This window comes from Mycobacterium sp. 23 (genome assembly GCF_048287075.1).
Classification (GTDB): domain Bacteria; phylum Actinomycetota; class Actinomycetes; order Mycobacteriales; family Mycobacteriaceae; genus Mycobacterium; species Mycobacterium gordonae_B.
The window spans coordinates 3,304,270-3,323,955 of the sequence record NZ_JBLVUX010000005.1; the positions used below are offsets into that span (position 1 = coordinate 3,304,270).

Annotated in this window: 12 protein-coding genes and 1 pseudogene; 7 read left to right on the top strand and 6 right to left on the bottom strand. The window is 67.7% G+C overall.

Annotated elements, in window-relative coordinates; genetic code table 11:
• Window positions 1-21: 21 nt before the first annotated feature.
• Both ACNQS7_RS16655 and ACNQS7_RS16660 read left to right on the top strand, forming a co-directional pair.
• Window positions 22-1,434, top strand: a complete 1,413-nt coding sequence (locus ACNQS7_RS16655) for an amino acid permease (RefSeq protein WP_418013393.1) — start codon at window positions 22-24, stop codon at window positions 1,432-1,434.
• 97 nt (window positions 1,435-1,531) lie between these two features.
• The gene (locus ACNQS7_RS16660) at window positions 1,532-2,104 is read left to right on the top strand and encodes a hypothetical protein (protein WP_418016024.1); all 573 of its coding nucleotides are present in this window, start codon (window positions 1,532-1,534) and stop codon (window positions 2,102-2,104) included.
• A 9-nt stretch (window positions 2,105-2,113) separates the two neighbouring features.
• Here ACNQS7_RS16660 and ACNQS7_RS16665 read toward each other — a convergent pair whose 3' ends face one another.
• Complete coding sequence (locus tag ACNQS7_RS16665; protein ID WP_418013394.1) at window positions 2,114-2,872, bottom strand: alpha/beta hydrolase; 759 nt, start codon at window positions 2,870-2,872, stop codon at window positions 2,114-2,116.
• A 144-nt stretch (window positions 2,873-3,016) separates the two neighbouring features.
• Between ACNQS7_RS16665 and ACNQS7_RS16670 the strand changes: the two genes are divergently transcribed.
• The 3 genes from ACNQS7_RS16670 to ACNQS7_RS16680 all read left to right on the top strand — a co-directional run bounded on the left by ACNQS7_RS16670 (window position 3,017) and on the right by ACNQS7_RS16680 (window position 6,237).
• Complete coding sequence (locus ACNQS7_RS16670) at window positions 3,017-3,718, top strand: hypothetical protein (protein ID WP_418016025.1); 702 nt, start codon at window positions 3,017-3,019, stop codon at window positions 3,716-3,718.
• Between the two features lie 86 nt (window positions 3,719-3,804).
• Window positions 3,805-4,353, top strand: a complete 549-nt coding sequence (locus tag ACNQS7_RS16675; protein WP_418013395.1) for an oligopeptide transporter substrate-binding protein — start codon at window positions 3,805-3,807, stop codon at window positions 4,351-4,353.
• 81 nt (window positions 4,354-4,434) lie between these two features.
• Window positions 4,435-6,237, top strand: coding sequence for an Hsp70 family protein (locus ACNQS7_RS16680; RefSeq protein ID WP_418013396.1), 1,803 nt, complete (start codon window positions 4,435-4,437; stop codon window positions 6,235-6,237).
• A gap of 9 nt (window positions 6,238-6,246) precedes the next feature.
• Here the strand turns inward: ACNQS7_RS16680 and iniC are convergent, their stop codons facing one another.
• The 5 genes and pseudogenes from iniC to ACNQS7_RS16705 all read right to left on the bottom strand — a co-directional run bounded on the left by iniC (window position 6,247) and on the right by ACNQS7_RS16705 (window position 13,902).
• Window positions 6,247-7,734, bottom strand: coding sequence for an isoniazid-induced dynamin-like GTPase IniC (gene iniC, locus ACNQS7_RS16685; protein WP_418013397.1), 1,488 nt, complete (start codon window positions 7,732-7,734; stop codon window positions 6,247-6,249).
• Entirely contained in the window at window positions 7,731-9,572 is a 1,842-nt protein-coding gene (locus ACNQS7_RS16690; protein ID WP_418013398.1) for a dynamin family protein, read from the bottom strand. The genes iniC and ACNQS7_RS16690 overlap by 4 nt, the downstream gene beginning before the upstream one ends.
• A 112-nt stretch (window positions 9,573-9,684) precedes the next feature.
• Window positions 9,685-10,557 (bottom strand): hypothetical protein, encoded by an 873-nt coding sequence (locus ACNQS7_RS16695; protein ID WP_418016263.1) that lies wholly within the window; start codon window positions 10,555-10,557, stop codon window positions 9,685-9,687.
• 2,403 nt (window positions 10,558-12,960) lie between these two features.
• Window positions 12,961-13,053: pseudogene (locus ACNQS7_RS16700) on the bottom strand (IniB N-terminal domain-containing protein); the annotation flags it as partial.
• Window positions 13,054-13,332: 279 nt separating this feature from the next.
• Window positions 13,333-13,902 carry an Rv0340 family IniB-related protein gene (locus tag ACNQS7_RS16705; RefSeq protein WP_418013399.1) on the bottom strand — a complete coding sequence of 190 codons (570 nt, stop codon included), beginning with the start codon at window positions 13,900-13,902 and terminating at the stop codon, window positions 13,333-13,335.
• A 208-nt stretch (window positions 13,903-14,110) separates the two neighbouring features.
• On the opposite strand from ACNQS7_RS16705, the gene iniR reads away from it, so the two are divergent.
• Window positions 14,111-16,507: an isoniazid response ATPase/transcriptional regulator IniR gene (gene iniR / locus ACNQS7_RS16710; protein ID WP_418013400.1), complete on the top strand. Its 2,397-nt coding sequence runs from the start codon at window positions 14,111-14,113 to the stop codon at window positions 16,505-16,507.
• Between the two features lie 168 nt (window positions 16,508-16,675).
• On the top strand, window positions 16,676-19,672 hold the full coding sequence (locus tag ACNQS7_RS16715; protein WP_418013401.1) for a heterodisulfide reductase-related iron-sulfur binding cluster: 2,997 nt from the start codon (window positions 16,676-16,678) through the stop codon (window positions 19,670-19,672).
• The last annotated feature ends 14 nt before the right edge of the window (window positions 19,673-19,686 follow it).

A 19,686-nucleotide genomic window follows, 5' to 3' on the forward strand; every position in this document is an offset into this window, starting at 1 on the left:
ACCGTGGGATAGCCTGACGCGATGGCAGCGCCCGCGCGCGCGTTGGACCGCGAAGACGCGGGTTACCACAAGGCGCTCAAGAACCGGCAGATACAGATGATCGCCCTCGGCGGCGCCATCGGAACCGGGCTGTTCCTCGGTGCCGGCGGCCGGCTCGCCTCGGCCGGGCCGGGGCTGTTCATCGTCTTCGGCATCTGCGGCGTCTTCGTCTTCCTGATCCTGCGGGCCCTCGGAGAGCTGGTGCTCTACCGCCCGTCGTCGGGTTCGTTCGTGTCCTACGCGCGCGAATTCTTCGGCGAGAAGGTGGCTTTCGCCGCCGGCTGGATGTACTTCCTGAACTGGGCCATGACCGGAATCGTGGACACCACCGCCATCGCGCAGTACTGCCGCTACTGGAAGGTGTTCCAGGTCGTCCCCCAGTGGACGCTGGCCCTCGTCGCGCTGATCGTCGTGGTGTCGATGAACCTGATCTCGGTCAAGTTGTTCGGCGAGCTGGAGTTCTGGGCCGCCCTGGTCAAGGTGCTGGCGCTGGTGACGTTCCTGATCGTCGGCACGGTCTTCCTCGCGGGACGATTCAAGATTGAAGGGCATGACACCGGGATTTCGCTGTGGAGCAGCCACGGCGGCCTGTTGCCGACCGGCCCACTTTCCCTGCTCCTAGTCACGTCAGGGGTGGTGTTCGCATACGCCGCAATCGAACTCGTCGGCATTGCGGCCGGGGAAACCGCCGAGCCCGAAAAGGTCATGCCGCGTGCCATCAACTCGGTGGTCTTCCGGATCGCGGTCTTCTACATCGGTTCTACGGTCCTGCTCGCGCTGCTACTGCCCTACACGGACTACAAGGACGGCGAAAGCCCGTTCGTGACCTTCTTCAACAAGCTCGGTATCTCCTGGGGCGACGACCTGATGAACCTGGTGGTGCTCACGGCTGCGCTGTCAAGCCTGAACGCGGGACTGTATTCCACCGGCCGGATCCTGAGGTCGATGGCGATCAACGGCAGCGGCCCGAAGTTCACCGCGCCGATGTCGAAGAACGGCGTGCCCTTCGGCGGCATCCTGCTCACCGCGGGAATCGGCCTGTTCGGCATCGGGCTCAACGCCGTGACGCCCAAACACGCCTTCGAGATCGTCCTGCACATCGCGGCGACCGGGGTCATTGTGGCCTGGGCGACGATCGTCGCGTGCCAGTTGCGGTTCCATCACCTCGCCAGAGCCGGGGAGGCGGAGCGCCCGAAATTCCGCATGCCGCTGTCGCCGTACACCGGATGGATCACGCTGGCCTTCCTGGCCGGTGTGCTGGTGTTGATGATGTTCGACAAGGTGTACGGCCGCTGGATGCTGGCCGCGATGGCGTTCGGCATCCCGGCGCTCATCGGCGGCTGGTTCGTGGTGCGCGGACGGGTGCGCGACGCCGCGGCGGAAGCCAGCGCGTAACGCTTTGCCATCGGCGTCGTTCCAAGAGCGCGTCACTGCACTGAGTCGGGTATTCCCGTGCGTAATCTGACTGCTGATATCGGATATTCCCGGGAGTATTACGTTGCGGTTATTGCACAAGGCTGGGTGGGTTCCACTCGCCGTCACCGTGCTCATCGCCGGATGCAGTACGACCGTCGACGGCAGGCCGGTGGCCAGCCCCGGCGGCCGGGGTCCGGCCGAGCCGACATTCCCGACGCCCCGACCCAGCGCCACTGCGCCGGCGGCGCCGACGACGCCCATCGCGCTTCCCCCCACGCAGCCGCCATCCACCAACCCGGCGCCCGGCACCATTGCGCTCAAGCCGGACCAGAACGGCTACGTGTTCATCGAAACCAAGTCGGGCATGACGCGCTGTCAGATCAACCAGGAAAGCGTGGGCTGCGAAGCGCCGTTCACCAACTCACCGCTCAAGGACGGCGAGCACGCCAACGGAATCCACATCACGTCGACCGGAGACGTGCAGTGGGTGCTCGGCAACCTCGGCGCCATCCCGACCGTCACCATCGACTACAAGACCTACGACGCGCAGGGCTGGACCATCGTGGCCACCAAAGAGGGCACCCGCTTCGCCAACAACGGCACCGGCCACGGCATGTTCGTCAGCATCGAGAAGGTCGATACGTTCTGAGGCTGGAGGTCACCCGCCTGAGTCGAGGGTCTGCGACAGCCACTCGAGTACGGGTGGGGCCACCTCGTTCAGCGCCGATTCGGCAATGATCCAGTGCGGTAGGCCGGGGTGCACCTGGTGCTGGGCACCGTACCGCTTGGCGATCTGCCGTGAAGCCCGCGCCGCGACATTTCGGTCCTCGCCCGCGCTGACGCACAACACCGGACAGGTCACATCTGCGGCGGTGACCCGCGTGACGGGGGCACCGACCAGCATCTGGCGGTAGACCTTCCCAGAATCGCGAACCAGCAAGGGAATCAACTCGTCCTGCTCGCTGGAAGGCAGCGTGCACAGCGGAACTTCGCGCATCGTCCGGGGCGACGGCAGAATCGGTCGGCCTGCCAGGATGCTGGGCATCAGCGACGCCAGGTGCGGAAGCGGTTTCAGCTGCGGCCAGAGGATGCCGGGCGGAACCGAGGCCAACAGCACCACAGCGCGCGGATCCCGCGCTGCCGCGAGCTTCTGGGCAAGTAACCCGCCCATGCTGTGGCCGATGACGACCGGCGCCGTGGCGAGGCGATCGTAGGCCTGCAGGACTGTGTCGAAGAGCTGACCGATGCCGGTGCGGCGCAGCACCGCATCATCCGACGGCTCGCGCCCCGGCAAAGCTGGTGCGACGCAATCGAATCCGGCCTGACCGAAGAAGTCGATCCACGGCTTGAGCAGTGCCGGACGGCCGAATGCGCCGTGTATGAACAGAACCGGCGGGCGTGAGTCGCTCGACTCCATGGCGGGTCCTTCCTTTTCTGGATTTTCCCGCGGGATTTGCGGGAAATGGGTTGCACGTACAGACACCGGGGGTTGGTGAAATTCATCGCCGGGTTCGTCGCCCGCCGCCCCTCGATGTTCGCCCCGACCTATAACATCGAAACCGTGGCACGTTACGGCCCACCAGACGACTTCAACAATCAGCCCACCCAGTACGGCGGCTACGGCGGACAACCGCCGCAGGGCCCGCCTCCCGGTGGGCCTCCGCCGTACGGCCGGCCTCCCCAGGGGCCGCCGCCGGGCCCCCAGCACCAGCCGACGGTCGAAGGCCCGCCTCCGCCCGGTGGCACGCCGCTGCAGAACCAGCCCACCGTGGAACACGGTCACCCCGGCCAGCCGCTGCAGTACCAGCCGACGGTGGAAGGTGCCGCACCGGAGCAGTACGACCAGCTCGGAGCCGAGGATCCCGACCAGGAGGGTCGGCCGTGGTACCGCAGGCCGGTGACGCTGATCGGCTGGGCCATCCTGGTGCTGATCCTGCTCGCCCTGATCGCCTACGGCGTGACCCAACTCCTCGGTGGCGACAAGAGCAACGGCCCGGCGCCCGGCACGACATCGACCTCGACCTCGACCAGCTCCACCACCACCGCGACGACCACGACCACCACCACGACCGAGCCCACCACCACGACCACCGAACCGCCGACGACGCCCACCGCGGCTCCGCCGGCCAATCCGCCCCGAAACCAGCCGCCGGGTACCCAGCCGACCCAGCAACCCACCCATCGCCCGCACCTGCCACAGCTGCCATCGACCATCACGGTTCCGGGTGGTCCCACCATCACCCTGCCCAACCTGCCCCGTTAGGACTTGGTCAAGGTTTGGTTGCTGATCGGTCACGGGCGGCGCGCGCTGAGCCACGTGACCGGGGCTGACGAATACAGTCGGCGCCCGTGACGAGGTACGACCCGCCCGAATACGGCGCCAACGACCCGACCGCCTACGGCAACTACGGCTACGGGCCCACCGGGGGCGGGTACGGGCAGCCGGCCGGCGGTGGCTACCCGCCCGAACCGGAACCCGAGCGCACGCCGGGCTGGCGCAAACCACTCGCACTGGTCGGCTGGGGCGTGCTGATAGCGGTACTGATCGCCCTGATCATCTATGGCATTGTTCTGCTCGCACGTGGCCGGCCGAGCCCGGCAACAGTCACCACCACCGTGACCACGGTGGCGCCGGCGACTACGACCACCTCCGGCGCAGCGCCGAGCACCACGACGACGACGACGACGACCACGACCACAACGACGACGACGACCACCCCGACGACGACCACCGAAACCACCACGAGCGCACCCACCACGACGACGCCGACCACCACGAGCGCATCGCCGACCACCACGCCCGCCAATTCCCCGGGACCCGGAGCGATTCCCAGGCTGCCGTCGCAGATAACGTTGCCGGCCATACCCACCGTCATCAATCTGCCGCCAGGACTGTGAGCCGGTCCTGCCCTACCAGCGACGGCTAGGGTGGGGAACGGCCCCGACCGCAGCGAACAAGGGACGACGAAGGGTGTGGATATGAGCGAGCCGCTCGGGTTGTCGATCGGCGTGGCCAACCTGGTGGCTGCCCGCTCCGGCAGCGTCCCGGTCTCTCGCACACCCATCGTCACGTTGTTCGAGAATCGTCCATCCGAGGTGGGGCTGCCCGAGGAGAACCCGAATCTGACCGAACCCGGCCTGGTTCTGCGCGGGTTCGTGGAACGGGTGGGTGACCCGGCGCCGCTGGTGGCGGCCGACGGGACCAAATACCTGGGACAGGCGCTGACCATCGAAGCTCTGGAAGCGATGGCGCGCACCGTGGGCTACGGCCGGCCGATCACGGTCGCCGTCCCCGCGTACTGGTCAGACAACCAGGTCGCCGCGTTGCGCCAGGAACTGTTCGCGCAGCCCGACCTGACGGCTCACGGCGGCACGCCGACGTTGATCTCCGATGCGACCGCGGCGCTGGCCGCGGTCAATGCCCGACCCGGGTTCCCCAGGCAGGGTGTCGTCGCGCTGTGTGACTTCGGTGCCGGCGGCACCAGCGTCACACTGGCCAACGCCGGGTCCGGCTTCCAGCAGATCGGCAGCACGGTCCGCTACAGCGAGTTCTCCGGTGACGATCTCGACCAGTTGATCCTCAACCACCTGTTGGCCGCCTCCCCCGGCGTCGACAGCACCGACGTATCCAACACCGCCACTTCGATGGGTTCGGTGACGCGGATGCTGAGCGCCTGCCGCACCGCCAAGGAGCAACTCTCCGCGGCTACGGTGGCGACCGTTGCTACCGGCACCAGTGATCAGCGGCTGACTCGCAGCGAATTCGAAGAGCTTATCGCACCGCCGTTGGACAGGTTCCTCGGTTCTATTCCAGAAGTGCTGCAGCGCAATGGAATTGGACAACTTGCCGGGGTGGCGATCGTCGGCGGCGGCGCCGCTATCCCACTGATCTCCACAAGGATGTCGCAACGCTTACAGGTGCCGGTCTTCACGACCGCGCAACCGCTGTTCGCCGCAGCGGTCGGCGCTGCCACTCTGGGCGACGCCCAAGTGGCGTCGGCGGGCGCGGCCACCGGAATCGGCCCCGCAGTCGGCCTGCCGACAAGCATGATCGGCGCGGCCGGTCCTGAGACGTTGGCTTCCCCGACTGCGCCGGTCGACACCGAGGCCTTTCCCGACGGTGCCCGTCAGGAGACCGACCGGGCGCTGGCGTGGTCCGAAGACAGCGGTACGGGCATGGAACCGGTCCCCTACACCGGGCCTGCCGATTACACCGGTCCGGTCGAGCCTCCTCCCGGCCCGGCGGTCCCCGAGACCCGACAGGACCGCTACGCGGGCGAACCCGAGGTCCCACTGTGGTACCGGCGTCCGGCCATCCTGCTCAGCCTCGCCGGCGCCGCCGCGGCCATCATCGTCGCGGTAGTGCTGGCGCTGACTCTGCGGCCGACCAATGCCAAGCCGGTAGTGACCACCTCGCAGCCCCCGCCCTTCACCACCGTCGTGACCGGGCCGGACAACAGCCCGACCGAGACGGTGGTCACCCCACCGCCCGTCACGGTGACCACTACGCCTTCTACCACCACCAACCCGCCCAGCACCTCGACCACATCATCGACCACATCAACCACCTCGTCGACGACGACAACCACGACGACCACCCAGCCCACCACCACGACGACCCAGCCGACGACGACGACCCAACCGACCACCACTCAGCAGACCACCACCCAGGCACCGCCGACGACTACGCAGAAACCGCCGACCACGACGGCGGCACCGGTCACGCCCACTGCGGCGCCCACCTCCGCGGCGCCGGCCCCTGCGCCCGCGCCCGGGGGCTGACCACCGCTACTAGACGGCGAATTCAGCTAGCAGCGCCTCAGCGCTGCGGACCGCGGCACGGCACGCCCGGCTGGTGAACGGATCGTTCAGCGGATGCTCGGCGCGGCGGCGCCAGTGTTGTGCCGCAGCGAACGCCGCCCGGGAAACCTCCTGAGGGTTGGCCCGGCAGACCTCGGGATCCAGGCCCAGCCGGCTGGCCGGGCCGGTGCCCGAACCGCCGATGATCCGCCGCAGCAGCACGACATCGGGTTCTTTCAAAGTCGTTGTGCGCGAAGATAGTTGGCTCAGAAGTCGGAGTTCCTCGAAGGCATGGGTGTCGGCCAGCAGTGGGTCGATGTCGGCGATCACATATGGCGTGGCCAGCACCGGGTGCGCTTCGACGAACCGGCGCAGCGACACCAACGCGGTGTGGGCCTTGAGCATGTCGGAGCGCTGTGCGAACTGTTGGTCAATGACGTTGCGCAGGGTCGCCAACCCGCTGCGCTCAAGCAGTTCGCTGGCCAACCCGGAGGCATCGGCGACGCCGGCCGCCAGCACCGCAATCGAGATCCGGATGCCGAACATCCCGAACCGCTCCAGCAGATGAGCACGGGTCGCGGCGTCCACCGGCAGCGGGCTGTCCGGGCGCACGAAGCGATCCACGCTCAACAGCGCCTTGTTGAGTTCGGCGGCGTCCGAGCCGGCGAGCTTCTGCAAGGCGACGAATTCGCTTTGACGCAGCGTGCGCGCGGTCATCGCGAGCAGGCCCGACACCGGAACCACCGCCTGACAGATGCCGGTCTGATTCATCTCGCTGGTGAACCGTCTGGCCACTTCGCTGGCGGACAGCATCGCGTCGATCCGGCCGGCGCCGATCTCGTCCGCACGCGATGCGACGCCGATGATCCCCAGCGCTCCGGCGGACCCGCCCACCAGACCGCCGATCTGTTTGAGCAAAGCGATGTCGGCGGCGTTGAGGGTGCGCAACAGGAACACCACCGCGTCTACTCGTGGCACCCCGTCCGGCGGGACAAGTAGTCGCAGCGTGCGCTCGGAGGCATCGCGAGTAAGCGACGAGGTACCCGGGGTGTCGATGATGGTGGCTTGCATCAACTCCTGGGCGGGCCACTCCACGTCGAGGTGGGCCACCTCCGCCGGGTTGAGGTTGCGCAGGTCGAAACTCAGCCCGTCGCGGTGGGTGATCGGCACGTTGCTGCGCCTTCCGCCCTGGTGGATCGCGGTGACCTTCGGTGTCGGCCCGTGCCTGAACCAGGTGACGATCCTGGTCGCCTCGGTCGCGTCCGTCGGCGCGATATCGTCGCCCACCAGCGCGTTGACCAGCGTGGACTTACCCGCCTTGAGGGTGCCTGCCAACGCGATGCGGATCGGCTCGTTGAGCCGCGCGCCGATGCGCTCCAATTCGTGGAACACGTCCGGGCGCTGACGGTATGCCGGTTCTCCCCGATAAGCCTGGATGGTTCCGTTCAGGATGGCGCGGACCCGATCGCTTGTGCTCACGCTCGTCCTAGGGTCGCCTGTGGCCGCAGTTTGTCCAAGTTTTCGATGACCTGGCGCAGGATGTCCAGTTGCCGCTCCAGTTCACGCACCCGGGTGTCGCGCTCCACGCCCTCGAGGTGGGCAGCGGTCAAGGTGGCCTGCAGGGACTCGTTGAGCGAGCGGCTGAGCTCGTTGGCGATATCGCGGTAATGGTCGCGCAGCTTGCGGTGGATCGTCTTGAGCCGGTCACGCGATTCCTTGCCGACGACGAACGACACCTCATCGACGAAGCGCCGCACATTCGCCTTGGCCTCGGCGCGCGCCCGCAGCAGCCGACTCTGCTTCTCCTCTTTGTAGGCCATCCGGCCGAGCAACAGCCCGGCACCCACCGACACCGGATTGAACAGGCCCAGCCCGGCCACAGAGGACAGCATGCCGATCATCACCACACCGCCGTAGGACCCGCGAAGTCCCGAGAGGGCTTTCTGTCCCTTTCCCTGCGGCTTGGATTCCAGCTCGGCGAGCGCTTTGAGTTGATCGAAGTCGGTAGCCATCAGCCGCGACGTCAGCTCCGGCGACATCACTGAGTTCAAACCGGCGTCCGCGAAGGATCGTGCGACGTCGTCCGCCAGGGCCGCCGAACGCTGGTAAGCCCAGACGAAGTTGTCGCCGACCGCGGTGGCGACCGCGTCCTCGGCTTCGGCGCCGATCTCGGCCCAGTGCAGGGTGGGGTCACAAGAATCGATGCGCTTTTCGATCTCGTCGGTGACGGCGCGAAAGCGTGCCCGCAGGTCATGGTCCACGTCGTTGCTCACATCGGTGAAGCCGTCGTTGAGTACCTGCTGCCACAGGGCGGTCGCCTGCAGCGCGTTCTCGGCGTCGCGCTTGCGGCGCTGCAGATCGCCTTCCAGCCGGTCACGCAGCCCTGGGTCGTTGACCGAAGCCAGCTCCGACCCCGCCTTGGTAGTCAACTGCCCTGCAGCAGAACGAATTTCGTTGAGCACCTCATCGCGCACCCGATCAACTTCCCGTGTCAGCACCTTCTCGCTGAGAAACTTCACCACGGCCGGAAAGTTGGACTCGTCGTTGAGTTCTTTGTCATTGAGACTGACAGCGTGGCTGCGCAACAGCGACGAAACCGGGATGATCGGCATGGGCACCCGGCCTCGCTGGAGGTGATTGGCGTTGGCGTTGACGATCTGACGCCAGTGCGGATACAAGTCGGTCTTAGTCGCGACGATCACCCCGACCGGGCAGATCTGGTGCGCCTTGCGCAGGAACCACATCTCGGGTTCGGTGAACTCCTGGCTGGCGTCGCTGACCATCAACATCGCATCGGCATCGGGCAGCAGACCGAGCGTCGCTGAGAGGTGCGGCTGCCCGTGGCCGCCGACGCCGGGGGTGTCGATGAACACCAGACCGCCCTGCAGCAGGGGGCTGGGCGCGCCGATCTCAACCCGCAGCACATGACGTCCGTTGGCCTGAGGCGCCCGGCGCAGATCGGCATTGATCTCCTCGACCGGGATGTCGACCGTCGTTGTTTCGCCGTTGGGTCCCGCTGCCAGGACCAGGCGCGCTGACGGTTGGGCGCTGTAGCTGACGATGGTGATCACCACCGTGGCTTCGTCGTCGCCGACCCGGGCTACCGGCAGATTGAGCAGGGAGTTGAGCAGTTGACTCTTGCCCTGTTTGAGCTGCCCGGCGATCACTACCCGGATGTGGGGATCGGTGATCCGCTCCCGGGCCCGCCGCAGCCGGTGCACGAGATCGCCGCGTTCATGCAGTTCTGCGATGGCGATCGTGTGGTCAATCAGCTCGACGATCACGCTGACCCGACGCGGGTCATCGGGTTGTGCCACCGTGCTGCTCCTCTCCGATCGCGGTCTCTCAGATCTCTGTCAGATCAAGGTATGCGTACAAACCGGCGGGGACCACGAAGGTCCCCGCCGGTTTTGCAGCCGGGTCTGGTTATCAGAACCCGTGGTGGTCGGCCGGCCCGTGCGTCGCCGGCGGCTCGGTGTGCGCCGGCGGCGTGTGCGGCGCCGGGTCGTGACCGAACACCGACGGGCTCTGCGGCTCGTGGTGGGTCGGTTGCGGCTGCTCAACCGGCTGATGCTGCTGCGGAGTGAACACCGGGCCGTGGTCGGCCGGGGCCGGGTGGGTCGGAGCCGGCGTGTCCCCCTGCGGGGCCGGCGTGTGCGGCGTGTTGATCACCGGCGGGTTCGCTCCGCCGGCGCCGCCGCCGGTGCCGCCCGTGCCGGCAGGTGTGCCGGGGGTCTGGATCACGGGACCGTGTCCGCCGCCCACCGGAGGCGTCGTACCAGCCGTCCCGGCGCCGCCGCCGGTGATGACGGGGCCCTGCCCGGCGGGGACGGTCGGCCCGTGATCGCCGGGAGTGACGCCGGCGCCCGCACCAGCACCCGCGCCGCCGCCGGTCCCCACGCCGGTCGGCCCGACGCCGCCTGCGCCACCGGCACCGACACCGCCGCCCAGGGTTGTGCCTTCCTGGCCCAGGATGTCGCCGTGACCGCCGACCCCCGCACCTGCATGCGCCCCCGGCCCGGTGGCCACGCCTCCGGGTCCAGTAGCCGGGGTCGTGGGTCCGGTGGCGACGGTGCCCCCGCCCGCACCTGCCGCCGCGACACCGCCGGGGCCGGCCTGCGCCCCGGCTCCGGCGCCGGCTGCACCTGACACTCCGACCGGCTGCGGGGCCGGGTGACCGGCCAGCGGGGTGTTTCCGCCGCCGCCGATACCCAACCCTGCGCCACCGGCGGCACCGGCCTGGCCGCCCACGCCGACTCCGCCGATCGGACCCGCCACGTGCGGTGTAGCGGCGCCATTCAACGCGGCGCCCTCGCTGGCGATGAGGCCGGCCTGGCTTCCTGCGCCCAGTGCTGCGTTGCTGCCGGCGATGCTGCCGGCCGCGGCGGCGTGTCCACCCAGGGCCGCCTGACTGGCGAGTCCGGCTTGGCCGGCAACTCCCGCTTGAGCACCTGCAACAGCGCCCGCCTGCCCGCCGGCCGCAATTCCGGCCTGGGCGCCGACAGCGCCACCAACCTGGCCGCCGGCGCCTACGGCGCCACCGAGGCCACCACCAACCTGACCCCCGGCACCGATACCGCCCCCGAGGCCACCGCCGATCGCGCCGCCGGCCTGACCACCAATGGCCCCACCGACCTGACCGCCAGCACCCACGGCACCGCCGAGACCGCCACCAACTTGGCCACCGGCACCCACGGCACCACCGAGACCGCCACCAACCTGGCCGCCGGCACCGATACCGCCACCGAGTCCACCGCCGATCGCGCCACCAGCCTGACCACCAATGGCCCCACCGACCTGACCACCGGCACCGATCGCACCACCGACCTGGCCACCGGCACCGATCGCACCGCCAACCTGACCGCCAGCGCCAACGGCGCCACCAAGGCCACCGCCGACCTGACCACCGGCACCGATACCGCCACCGAGTCCACCGCCGATCGCGCCACCAGCCTGACCACCAATGGCCCCACCGACCTGACCACCGGCACCGATCGCACCGCCAACCTGACCGCCAGCACCTACGGCACCACCGATACCGCCGCCGACCTGACCACCAACACCACCGCCGATCGCGCCACCAGCTTGACCACCAATCGCACCGCCAACCTGGCCCCCGGCACCGATCGCACCGCCAACCTGGCCACCAACACCTACGGCACCACCGAGACCACCGCCGACCTGGCCACCAACACCACCACCGATCGCGCCACCAGCCTGACCACCAATCGCCCCACCAACCTGACCACCAGCACCGATCGCACCGCCAACCTGGCCACCAGCGCCAACGGCACCACCGAGACCACCGCCGACCTGACCACCAACACCACCACCGATCGCGCCACCAGCCTGACCACCAATGGCCCCACCAACCTGACCACCAGCACCGATCGCACCGCCAACCTGGCCACCAGCACCTACGGCACCACCGAGACCACCGCCGACCTGACCACCAACACCACCACCGATCGCGCCACCAGCCTGACCACCAATGGCCCCACCAACCTGACCACCAGCACCGATCGCACCGCCAACCTGACCGCCAGCACCTACGGCACCACCGAGACCACCGCCGACCTGACCACCAACACCACCGCCGATCGCGCCACCAGCCTGACCACCAATGGCCCCACCAACCTGACCACCAGCACCGATCGCACCGCCAACCTGGCCACCAGCGCCAACGGCGCCGCCGAGACCACCGCCGACCTGACCACCAACACCACCGCCGATACCACCGCCGATCGCACCGCCAACCTGGCCACCAGCGCCAACGGCGCCACCGAGACCACCGCCGACCTGACCACCAACACCACCGCCGATCGCGCCGCCGACCTGACCACCAATGGCCCCACCAACCTGACCACCAGCACCGATCGCACCGCCAACCTGACCACCAGCGCCAACGGCACCACCGAGACCACCGCCGACCTGACCACCAACACCAGCGCCAACGGCGCCACCGAGTCCACCGCCCACCTGGCCACCTACACCGCCGCCGATGACACCGCCCACACCGACCTGGCCACCGAGACCGATACCAGCCTGACCACCAATCCCGCCGCCGAGTCCGACACCAGCGCCGCCGCCGATACCGCCGACTACGCCGGCCTGGGCACCAATCTCGGCTTGAACACCGAACTCAACGCCGGCCTGCGCACCTACGCCCACTCCGGTTCCGATCCCGGCGCCAAGTCCGGCACCAACCTGCGCACCGATGCCGGCTTGCACTCCGAAGCCGACCCCGAGGCCGGCCTGGGCTCCGACTCCGACACCGGCGCCCACACCACCGGTCGGCTCGACGAACGCCAGACCGGGGGCCGCCCCGACAACACCGGTCTGCACACCCAATCCCGTCTGACCGGCCAACCCGGCGTTGAAACCACTGGCCAGCCCCACTCCTACGTCGGAGGCAACCGCGCCGGCCAATCCCACGCCGGCGTCTGCTGCGATGAGGCCCGCGTCCGTGGCAACGAGACCGGCGTCGTTGGCCACCAGTCCGGCGTTGCCGATGATGGGACCGGCGTCTTGCGCGATGAAACTGGACACGACGCCCGGATCCGCCGACGGGATCGCGAAACCATGCTGATCAGCCACCGCCTGCTGCAGGGCGCCGATCGGGTCGTCAGAGGAAACGACCGCGCCCGGGACTGCGCTCGCGACCGCCGAGGAGACCTCGGCGGGAGAGACGTTGATCAGCCCGGCGTTGGTCATAGCCTGTCCAGGAGCCGCGACGAAAGACTGTGCAGCCTCTTCACTGCGGAACAGGCTCAGGATGTAGTCCACTAGCGAGGTCATCTTCTTTTCCCTTCGATCAAAACCGTGAAGTTGTTCGCCGAAGTGACCGGCGCTCTGTCATAAACCGTATGGATTTAGCGGCTCCCCCAAATCGGGGTCGGTACCCCCAGCCGGGGGAACACCTATCGGGATAGCTAGGGCCGCCCCATTAGGGGATTAGGGGAAAAGTGGGACCCCCAATCCAGCGCTGAAACCACCCCCGTTTACAGCATTTATGCACGTCAAACACTACTCGTCGACGGTCAGGGCCGCCAGAAGGATCGGGTGACGGAACGAAGATCAGCCGTGCAATCCGTCGATGCCGAAGCCGTGGTGATCAGGCTGTCCCTCGTGCGGATGGGCGTCCGGGTGGATCACGGAGTGGTCCCATATGCCCGGGTCGCTGGCCGGAAAGCCGCCGTGGTCGAACGCAATTTCTGGCGCTCCACCACCTATGAGCAGCTGTGATGGTTCAGGATGCCCAATCGCCGCTGCGGGCGGACCCGCAACCGCATCGGCCGGCAGATGCGCCGCGGGTTGGTTGATGACGCCATCGAATCCACCGATGGCCGCGTGCTGAGGCACCACCGCAGCCGGCGGATGTGGCGCGAAGGCATCGAATGCCGCCGTTGCCGCACCACTCGCCCACACATTGCCGTGATCAGCGACAGGCATTCCGGTGGCGGCCCCTGTAGGTCCGCCCATCGACAGCGAATCCGACACCATCGGGATCAAGTTGTTGACATCGACGCTGGTCACGTCGGTAAGGTGCGCGTCGGCAATGGCCTGAGCGGGGTTGGCGGCGTAGCGCGCAGCGACTTCCGGATCACGCACAAGTGAGATCACGAAGTCGAGCAACGAATTAGCCATCACCCATCTCCCTATGGCAAACGCCCGCCGAATAAAGCACTAGCAAGATGCTATCCGCTGCGCAGACACCGGTGTTCGGTGCGAACCCCGTCCACCCCCGGCGCCTGTTAGGGGGTGGCACGTTAGGGGAATGACGGGGTTACGGGGCAGGGACGGCTATGGTGAAAAAGCCGCTGGTGGCCACCTATGGAACTCAGGGGGTATGCGCATGGAGTTCCCGCGTGCTGCCCGGGATGTCCTCGGCGATCTTGCTGATGCCGCGGTGACGCCGATCAAGGCCATCATCGTCGGTGGCATCGGCACCGGAAAAACCACCTTTCTGACTGCCGCCCGCGAGAGCCTGCGCCACGCCGGCGTCCCGGTTCGGACTCGACCGCCGCGAAACGACGATCCGCCCGGAACGGCATTCGTCGTCGACGACGCGCACCTGCTCGATGACGCCGACCTGCTCAAGCTCGCCGAACGCGTCGGCGACGCCGGCGCGACGGTCGTTGCCGCCGCCGAGGCCCATGAGCAGCGCGCGGCTCTGCGCTCCCTGGCGACGGCTATCGCGCGGGACAGACCGCGCATAGTGCTTGGCCCGCTACCGGTCACCGAACATCAACTCGCCTACACCGGAGGTCTGCCGTTTCTCGTCCACGCGTCATCCACCGGAGGCCAGGCACATGCCACCAAACTCGCGCTGATCGAACGATTGCGCCGAATCGACGAACCCGACCTTGACGCTCTGCTGATCATGTCACTGGCCCACACCCTTGGTTCCGCCGATATTGCCGCCGCGCTTGGCATTTCGGCACCTGACGCCAGAGCACTGGTCGACCGGGCGCACGCCACCGGGCTGATCGAGCCGTCGCATTCGCCCGCGTTCCTGCAGCTTGTTCATGATTGCGTCGCCCAGATCATCGGCAACGCCCACCACCGTGAAGTCGAAACTTCGCTACTGCGTTCACAACTCGACATCTCAACCGTGACGCCCGACTTCGCGCTGCGACTGGCCGAACACGGCCTGTGCGACGAACGGTTGTCAGCGATCCTCTCCCGTCGCGCAGCCGAAATTCGTTGCGATGCAGCCTATGCCACGCGCCTTTACCAGGCAGCGGTGAACATCGGCGCTTCCAGCCTGGCACCTCTACTGGCAGACTCGCTCGCCCTCAGCGGAGAGTGCGCGGCCGCCGCGTCGCTCGCCGACGACCTGCTCGGGTCCCCGGACTTCGCCGAGCGTGCCGCCGCCGTGCGGATCGCAGCCAGCGTGGCCATGCACGACGGCAACTCCGGCCACGCGGCCGAATTGTTCGGCTGGCTCGGTCCGTATCCGGATTCGGTGGTGGGCTCGGCGGGTGCGATCGTGCTTGCGGCGACGGGCGACCTCGCGACCGCCCATGCCGCGGTACGACTTAAGGACTCCGGGCCGCCGACAATCGCCGCGCGCGCATCCCGCAACCTGGCCGAGGGCCTGCTGCTGACCATGGACCAGCCGTATTCCGCTGCCATGGCCAAACTGAGCGGATCCATCGCGGCGGAACAACCGATCAGCGAAGCCTTCCCCGACAGCCCGGCCGCACTCGCCACCTTGGCCGCGATACACGGCGGGGACCCTGTCCGCGCCCATAGCGTGATCGGGCGCGCCGTGCGCGCCGACGCTCATGCGTTGTTCAAGCACCGCCATGTGCTGCTCTGCGGCTGGATCAAAATGCAGGACGGCCAACTACCTTCCGCCGGCGCAGACGTCGCCGCGGTATCCGGCGCGGCCCTGCATCGCCGCGACGCGTTGTGGGCCGCCGCCCTGCAGACCGCAATCGCGCGGCGCAGCGGCGATACCGGTGCCCTCCAAAAGCATTGGTACGCGGCCGTAGAGGTGCTCTCCGAGTACTCCCTGGACCTGTTCGCGCTGCTACCACTCGGCGAGCTGTGGGTTGCGGCAGCCCGCATGCGCCAGGTGGACCAGTTGCAACACGCCCTGGATCAGGCGTTCGCGCTGCTCAATTCCCTCGGAAACCCGCCGCTGTGGTCGGTTCCGCTGCACTGGGCGGGTGTGCACGCAGGAATCCTGGCCAGTTCACCGGAATCCGTCGCGCCCCACGGTCAGGCCCTCAGCGCCGCGGCCGCGCAAAGCGTTCTCGCTCAAGCGCTTTCGGTTGCCGGGCGGACGTGGTTACGGGTTCTTGCCGGGCAGGTGGACGCCGACGAGGTCGGGGCCGCGGCACGTTCCCTGGCACATGTCGGGCTGACCTCCGATGCCACCCGGCTCGCTGGTCAGGCAGCGCTGCAGACGTCGGATCCACGGGTGTCCGGTGCCATGCTGCAACTGGCCCGTGACCTCAAAATCGGCATGGGCTCGGTGGAGGCGCTCAATACAGAGGGTCAGGTGGAAGCCCCTGCGGCAGCCCCCCGTCAGCCGCCCTCGGGAACACCGTTGTCCGACCGCGAACGCGAAGTCGCCGAACTCCTTCTGCTCGGCCTGCCCTACCGCGATATCGGAGCGCAGCTGTTCATCTCGGCAAAAACCGTCGAGCACCACGTCGCCCGCATCCGCCGTCGTCTCGGTGCCGGCTCACGCTCAGAGATGCTCTCGATGCTGCGGGCGATGCTTGCTCCGCAAAGCTGAGGTGTACGCCTCATCACACCCCGCCGCGCTGGGCTGGTGATCTGCGCAAACTTAGGTTTGCCTATCTCGCAGCCGACGTCCCGGAGATGTCAGTATGAACCTGTTGACTAGCAAAGGCGCTTCCGCGCCTCATCGCTTCTGAATGACGACGAATCGAGGTGGCCTTCGGTGACCACGCAGACCCTCATCCGGCTCATCGTGGGCTTGGGCATGACCGCGGTGGTGGGCGCACTGGCGCTCAAGCGTGTCTGGTGGTTGTACAAGCTCGTCATGTCCGGGCAACCGGTCTCGGGACGTACCGACGACATCGGCACCCGAATCTGGACACAGATCGCCGAGGTCTTCGGACAACGCAAGTTGCTCAAGTGGTCGATCCCCGGTCTGGCGCACTTTTTCACGATGTGGGGCTTCTTCATCCTCGTCACCGTTTATATCGAGGCCTACGGCACCCTTTTCCAATCCAATTTCCACATTCCGATCGTCGGCCGTTGGGACGCTCTGGGCTTCCTGCAGGACTTCATCGCGCTCAGCGTGGTCTTCGGCATCGTCACATTCGCGATCATCCGATTGCGCTCCGAACCCAAGGAATACGGCCGCCAGTCACGGTTCTACGGCTCACACACCGGAGGCGCGTGGCTCATCCTGTTCATGATCTTTCTGGTCATCTTGACGTTCGCGATCTTCCGCGGCGCCTCGGCGAACACGGGAACTCTCCCCTACGGCGGCGGCGCCTTCTTCTCCCATGCCATGGGCACGCTGATGAGCCCGCTGGGCACCACCGCCAATGAGTGGATCGAGACCATCGCGCTGTTGGCCCACATCGCCGTGGCGCTCGTCTTCCTGCTGATCGTGCTGCACTCCAAGCACCTGCACATCTTCCTGGCTCCCATCAACGTCACCTTCAAGCGCCTGCCCGACGGACTGGGCCCGCTATTGCCGCTGGAGGCCGACGGCAAGCCCATCGACTTCGAAAACCCGCCGGACGACGCCGTTTTCGGCCGCGGGAAGATCGAGGACTTCACCTGGAAGGGCATGCTCGACTTCGCCACCTGTACCGAGTGCGGGCGATGCCAATCGCAGTGTCCCGCTTGGAACACCGCCAAGCCGCTGTCACCCAAGCTCGTGATCATGGACCTCCGCGATCACTGGATGGCCAAGGCGCCCTACATCCTGGGCGAGAAGAAGGCGGAGCCGCTGGAAGGTCTGGACCTCGAGACGGTCCACGAAGAGGGCCATCATGTTCCGGAATCGGGTTTCGGCCGGGTCCCGGGGCACGGACCAGAGCAGGCCGCCCGTCCGCTGGTCGGCACCGCCGAGCAGGGCGGCGTGATCGACCCCGACGTGTTGTGGTCCTGCGTGACCTGCGGCGCGTGCGTCGAGCAGTGCCCGGTGGATATTGAACACATCGATCACATCGTCGATATGCGCCGTTACCAGGTGATGATGGAGTCTGAGTTCCCCTCCGAGCTGTCCGCACTGTTCAAGAACCTGGAGAACAAGGGCAACCCGTGGGGCCAGAACGCCTCCGACCGCACCGCCTGGATCGACGAGGTCGACTTCGACGTCCCCGTCTACGGTCAGGACGTCGAGAGCTTCGACGGCTTCGAGTACCTGTTCTGGGTCGGCTGCGCGGGCGCCTATGACGACAAGGCGAAGAAGACCACCAAGGCCGTCGCCGAGTTGCTGTCGATCGCCGGGGTCAAGTTCCTGGTGCTGGGCGCCGGCGAAACCTGCAACGGCGACTCCGCGCGCCGCTCGGGCAACGAGTTCCTGTTCCAGCAGCTTGCTCAGCAGGCAGTCGAAACTCTGGACGGGGTGTTCGAAGGTGTGGAGACCGTCGACCGCAAGGTCGTCGTCACCTGCCCGCACTGCTTCAACACCCTCGGCAAGGAATACCGGCAGCTCGGCAGCAACTACTCCGTGCTGCATCACACGCAGTTGCTGAACCGACTGGTGCGCGATAACAAGCTGGTTCCGGTCAACTCGGTCTCGCAGGACATCACTTACCACGACCCGTGCTACCTGGGTCGCCACAACAAGGTGTACGAGGCGCCGCGGGAGCTGATCGGTGCCGCGGGGGCCAACCTCACCGAGATGCCCCGCCACGCCGAGCGCAGCTTCTGCTGCGGCGCCGGCGGTGCGCGCATGTGGATGGAAGAACACATCGGTAAGCGCATCAACCACGAACGCGTCGACGAGGCGCTGGCCACGAACGCCACCACCGTCGCTGTCGCATGCCCGTTCTGCCGGGTGATGGTCACCGACGGCGTCGGCGACCGCCAGGAAGAAGCGGGGCGTAGCGGCGTCGAGGTACTCGACGTGGCCCAGGTGCTGCTGGCATCGCTGGACCGCGACAGCGTGAAGCTGCCGGAAAAGGGCACGGCGGCAAAGGAAGCCGAGGAGCGAGCCGCCAAGGTGGAGAAGGCCAAGCCCAAGGCCGCCGCGGCCGCCCCGGCAGCGGCGCCTGCGGAAGCACCCGCCGAGAAGCCCGCCGAGCCCGCCGAGAAGCCCGCAGCGGCCGCTGCGCCGGTGAAGGGCCTAGGTGTGGCGGGTGGCGCCAAACGCCCCGGTGCCAAGAAGGCACCGGCAGCCGCCGCAGCTCCGGCAACGGAGGAAGCCGCCGCACCGGCCGCCCCCACCAAGGGGCTCGGCATGGCCGCAGGCGCCAAGCGCCCCGGTGCCAAGAAGGCCGCGCCCGCCGAAGCCGGCAAAGCCACCGAGGCACCCGCAGAAGCCGCGCCGGCGGAATCGGCCACTCCGGCCGCGCCCGTCAAGGGCCTCGGCATGGCCGCCGGCGCGAAGCGTCCCGGAGCCAAGAAGACCGCGCCCGCAGCCGAGCCGGCAAAGGCCGAGCCGGCAAAGGCGGAGCCGGCAAAGGCGGAGGCAGCGCCCGCGGAAGCTCCTGCCGAACCGGCCAAGCCCGAGGTTCCGGTGAAGGGGCTGGGCATTGCAGCCGGCGCCAAGCGGCCGGGTGCGAAGAAGAGCGCACCTGCCGCACCCGCAGCACCTGCCGCGCCCGCCGCACCTGCCGAACCACAGGCGGAGGATGAAGCAAAGCCGGAACCTGCCGATACCAACGGCGACGCCGGTGCGCCGGCCGCACCCGCCGCGCCGGTCAAGGGGTTGGGCCTGGCTAAGGGTGCGCGCCCGCCGGGTAAGCGCTGATCACGGTTTTGCAC

Coding starts and splice junctions, on each gene's coding strand:
- ACNQS7_RS16655 (WP_418013393.1), top strand. CDS start 22: ATGGCAGCGCCCGCGCGCGCGTTGGACCGCGAAGACGCGGGTTACCAC.
- ACNQS7_RS16665 (WP_418013394.1), bottom strand. CDS start 2,872: ATGGAGTCGAGCGACTCACGCCCGCCGGTTCTGTTCATACACGGCGCA.
- ACNQS7_RS16680 (WP_418013396.1), top strand. CDS start 4,435: ATGAGCGAGCCGCTCGGGTTGTCGATCGGCGTGGCCAACCTGGTGGCT.
- ACNQS7_RS16705 (WP_418013399.1), bottom strand. CDS start 13,902: ATGGCTAATTCGTTGCTCGACTTCGTGATCTCACTTGTGCGTGATCCG.
- iniR (WP_418013400.1), top strand. CDS start 14,111: ATGGAGTTCCCGCGTGCTGCCCGGGATGTCCTCGGCGATCTTGCTGAT.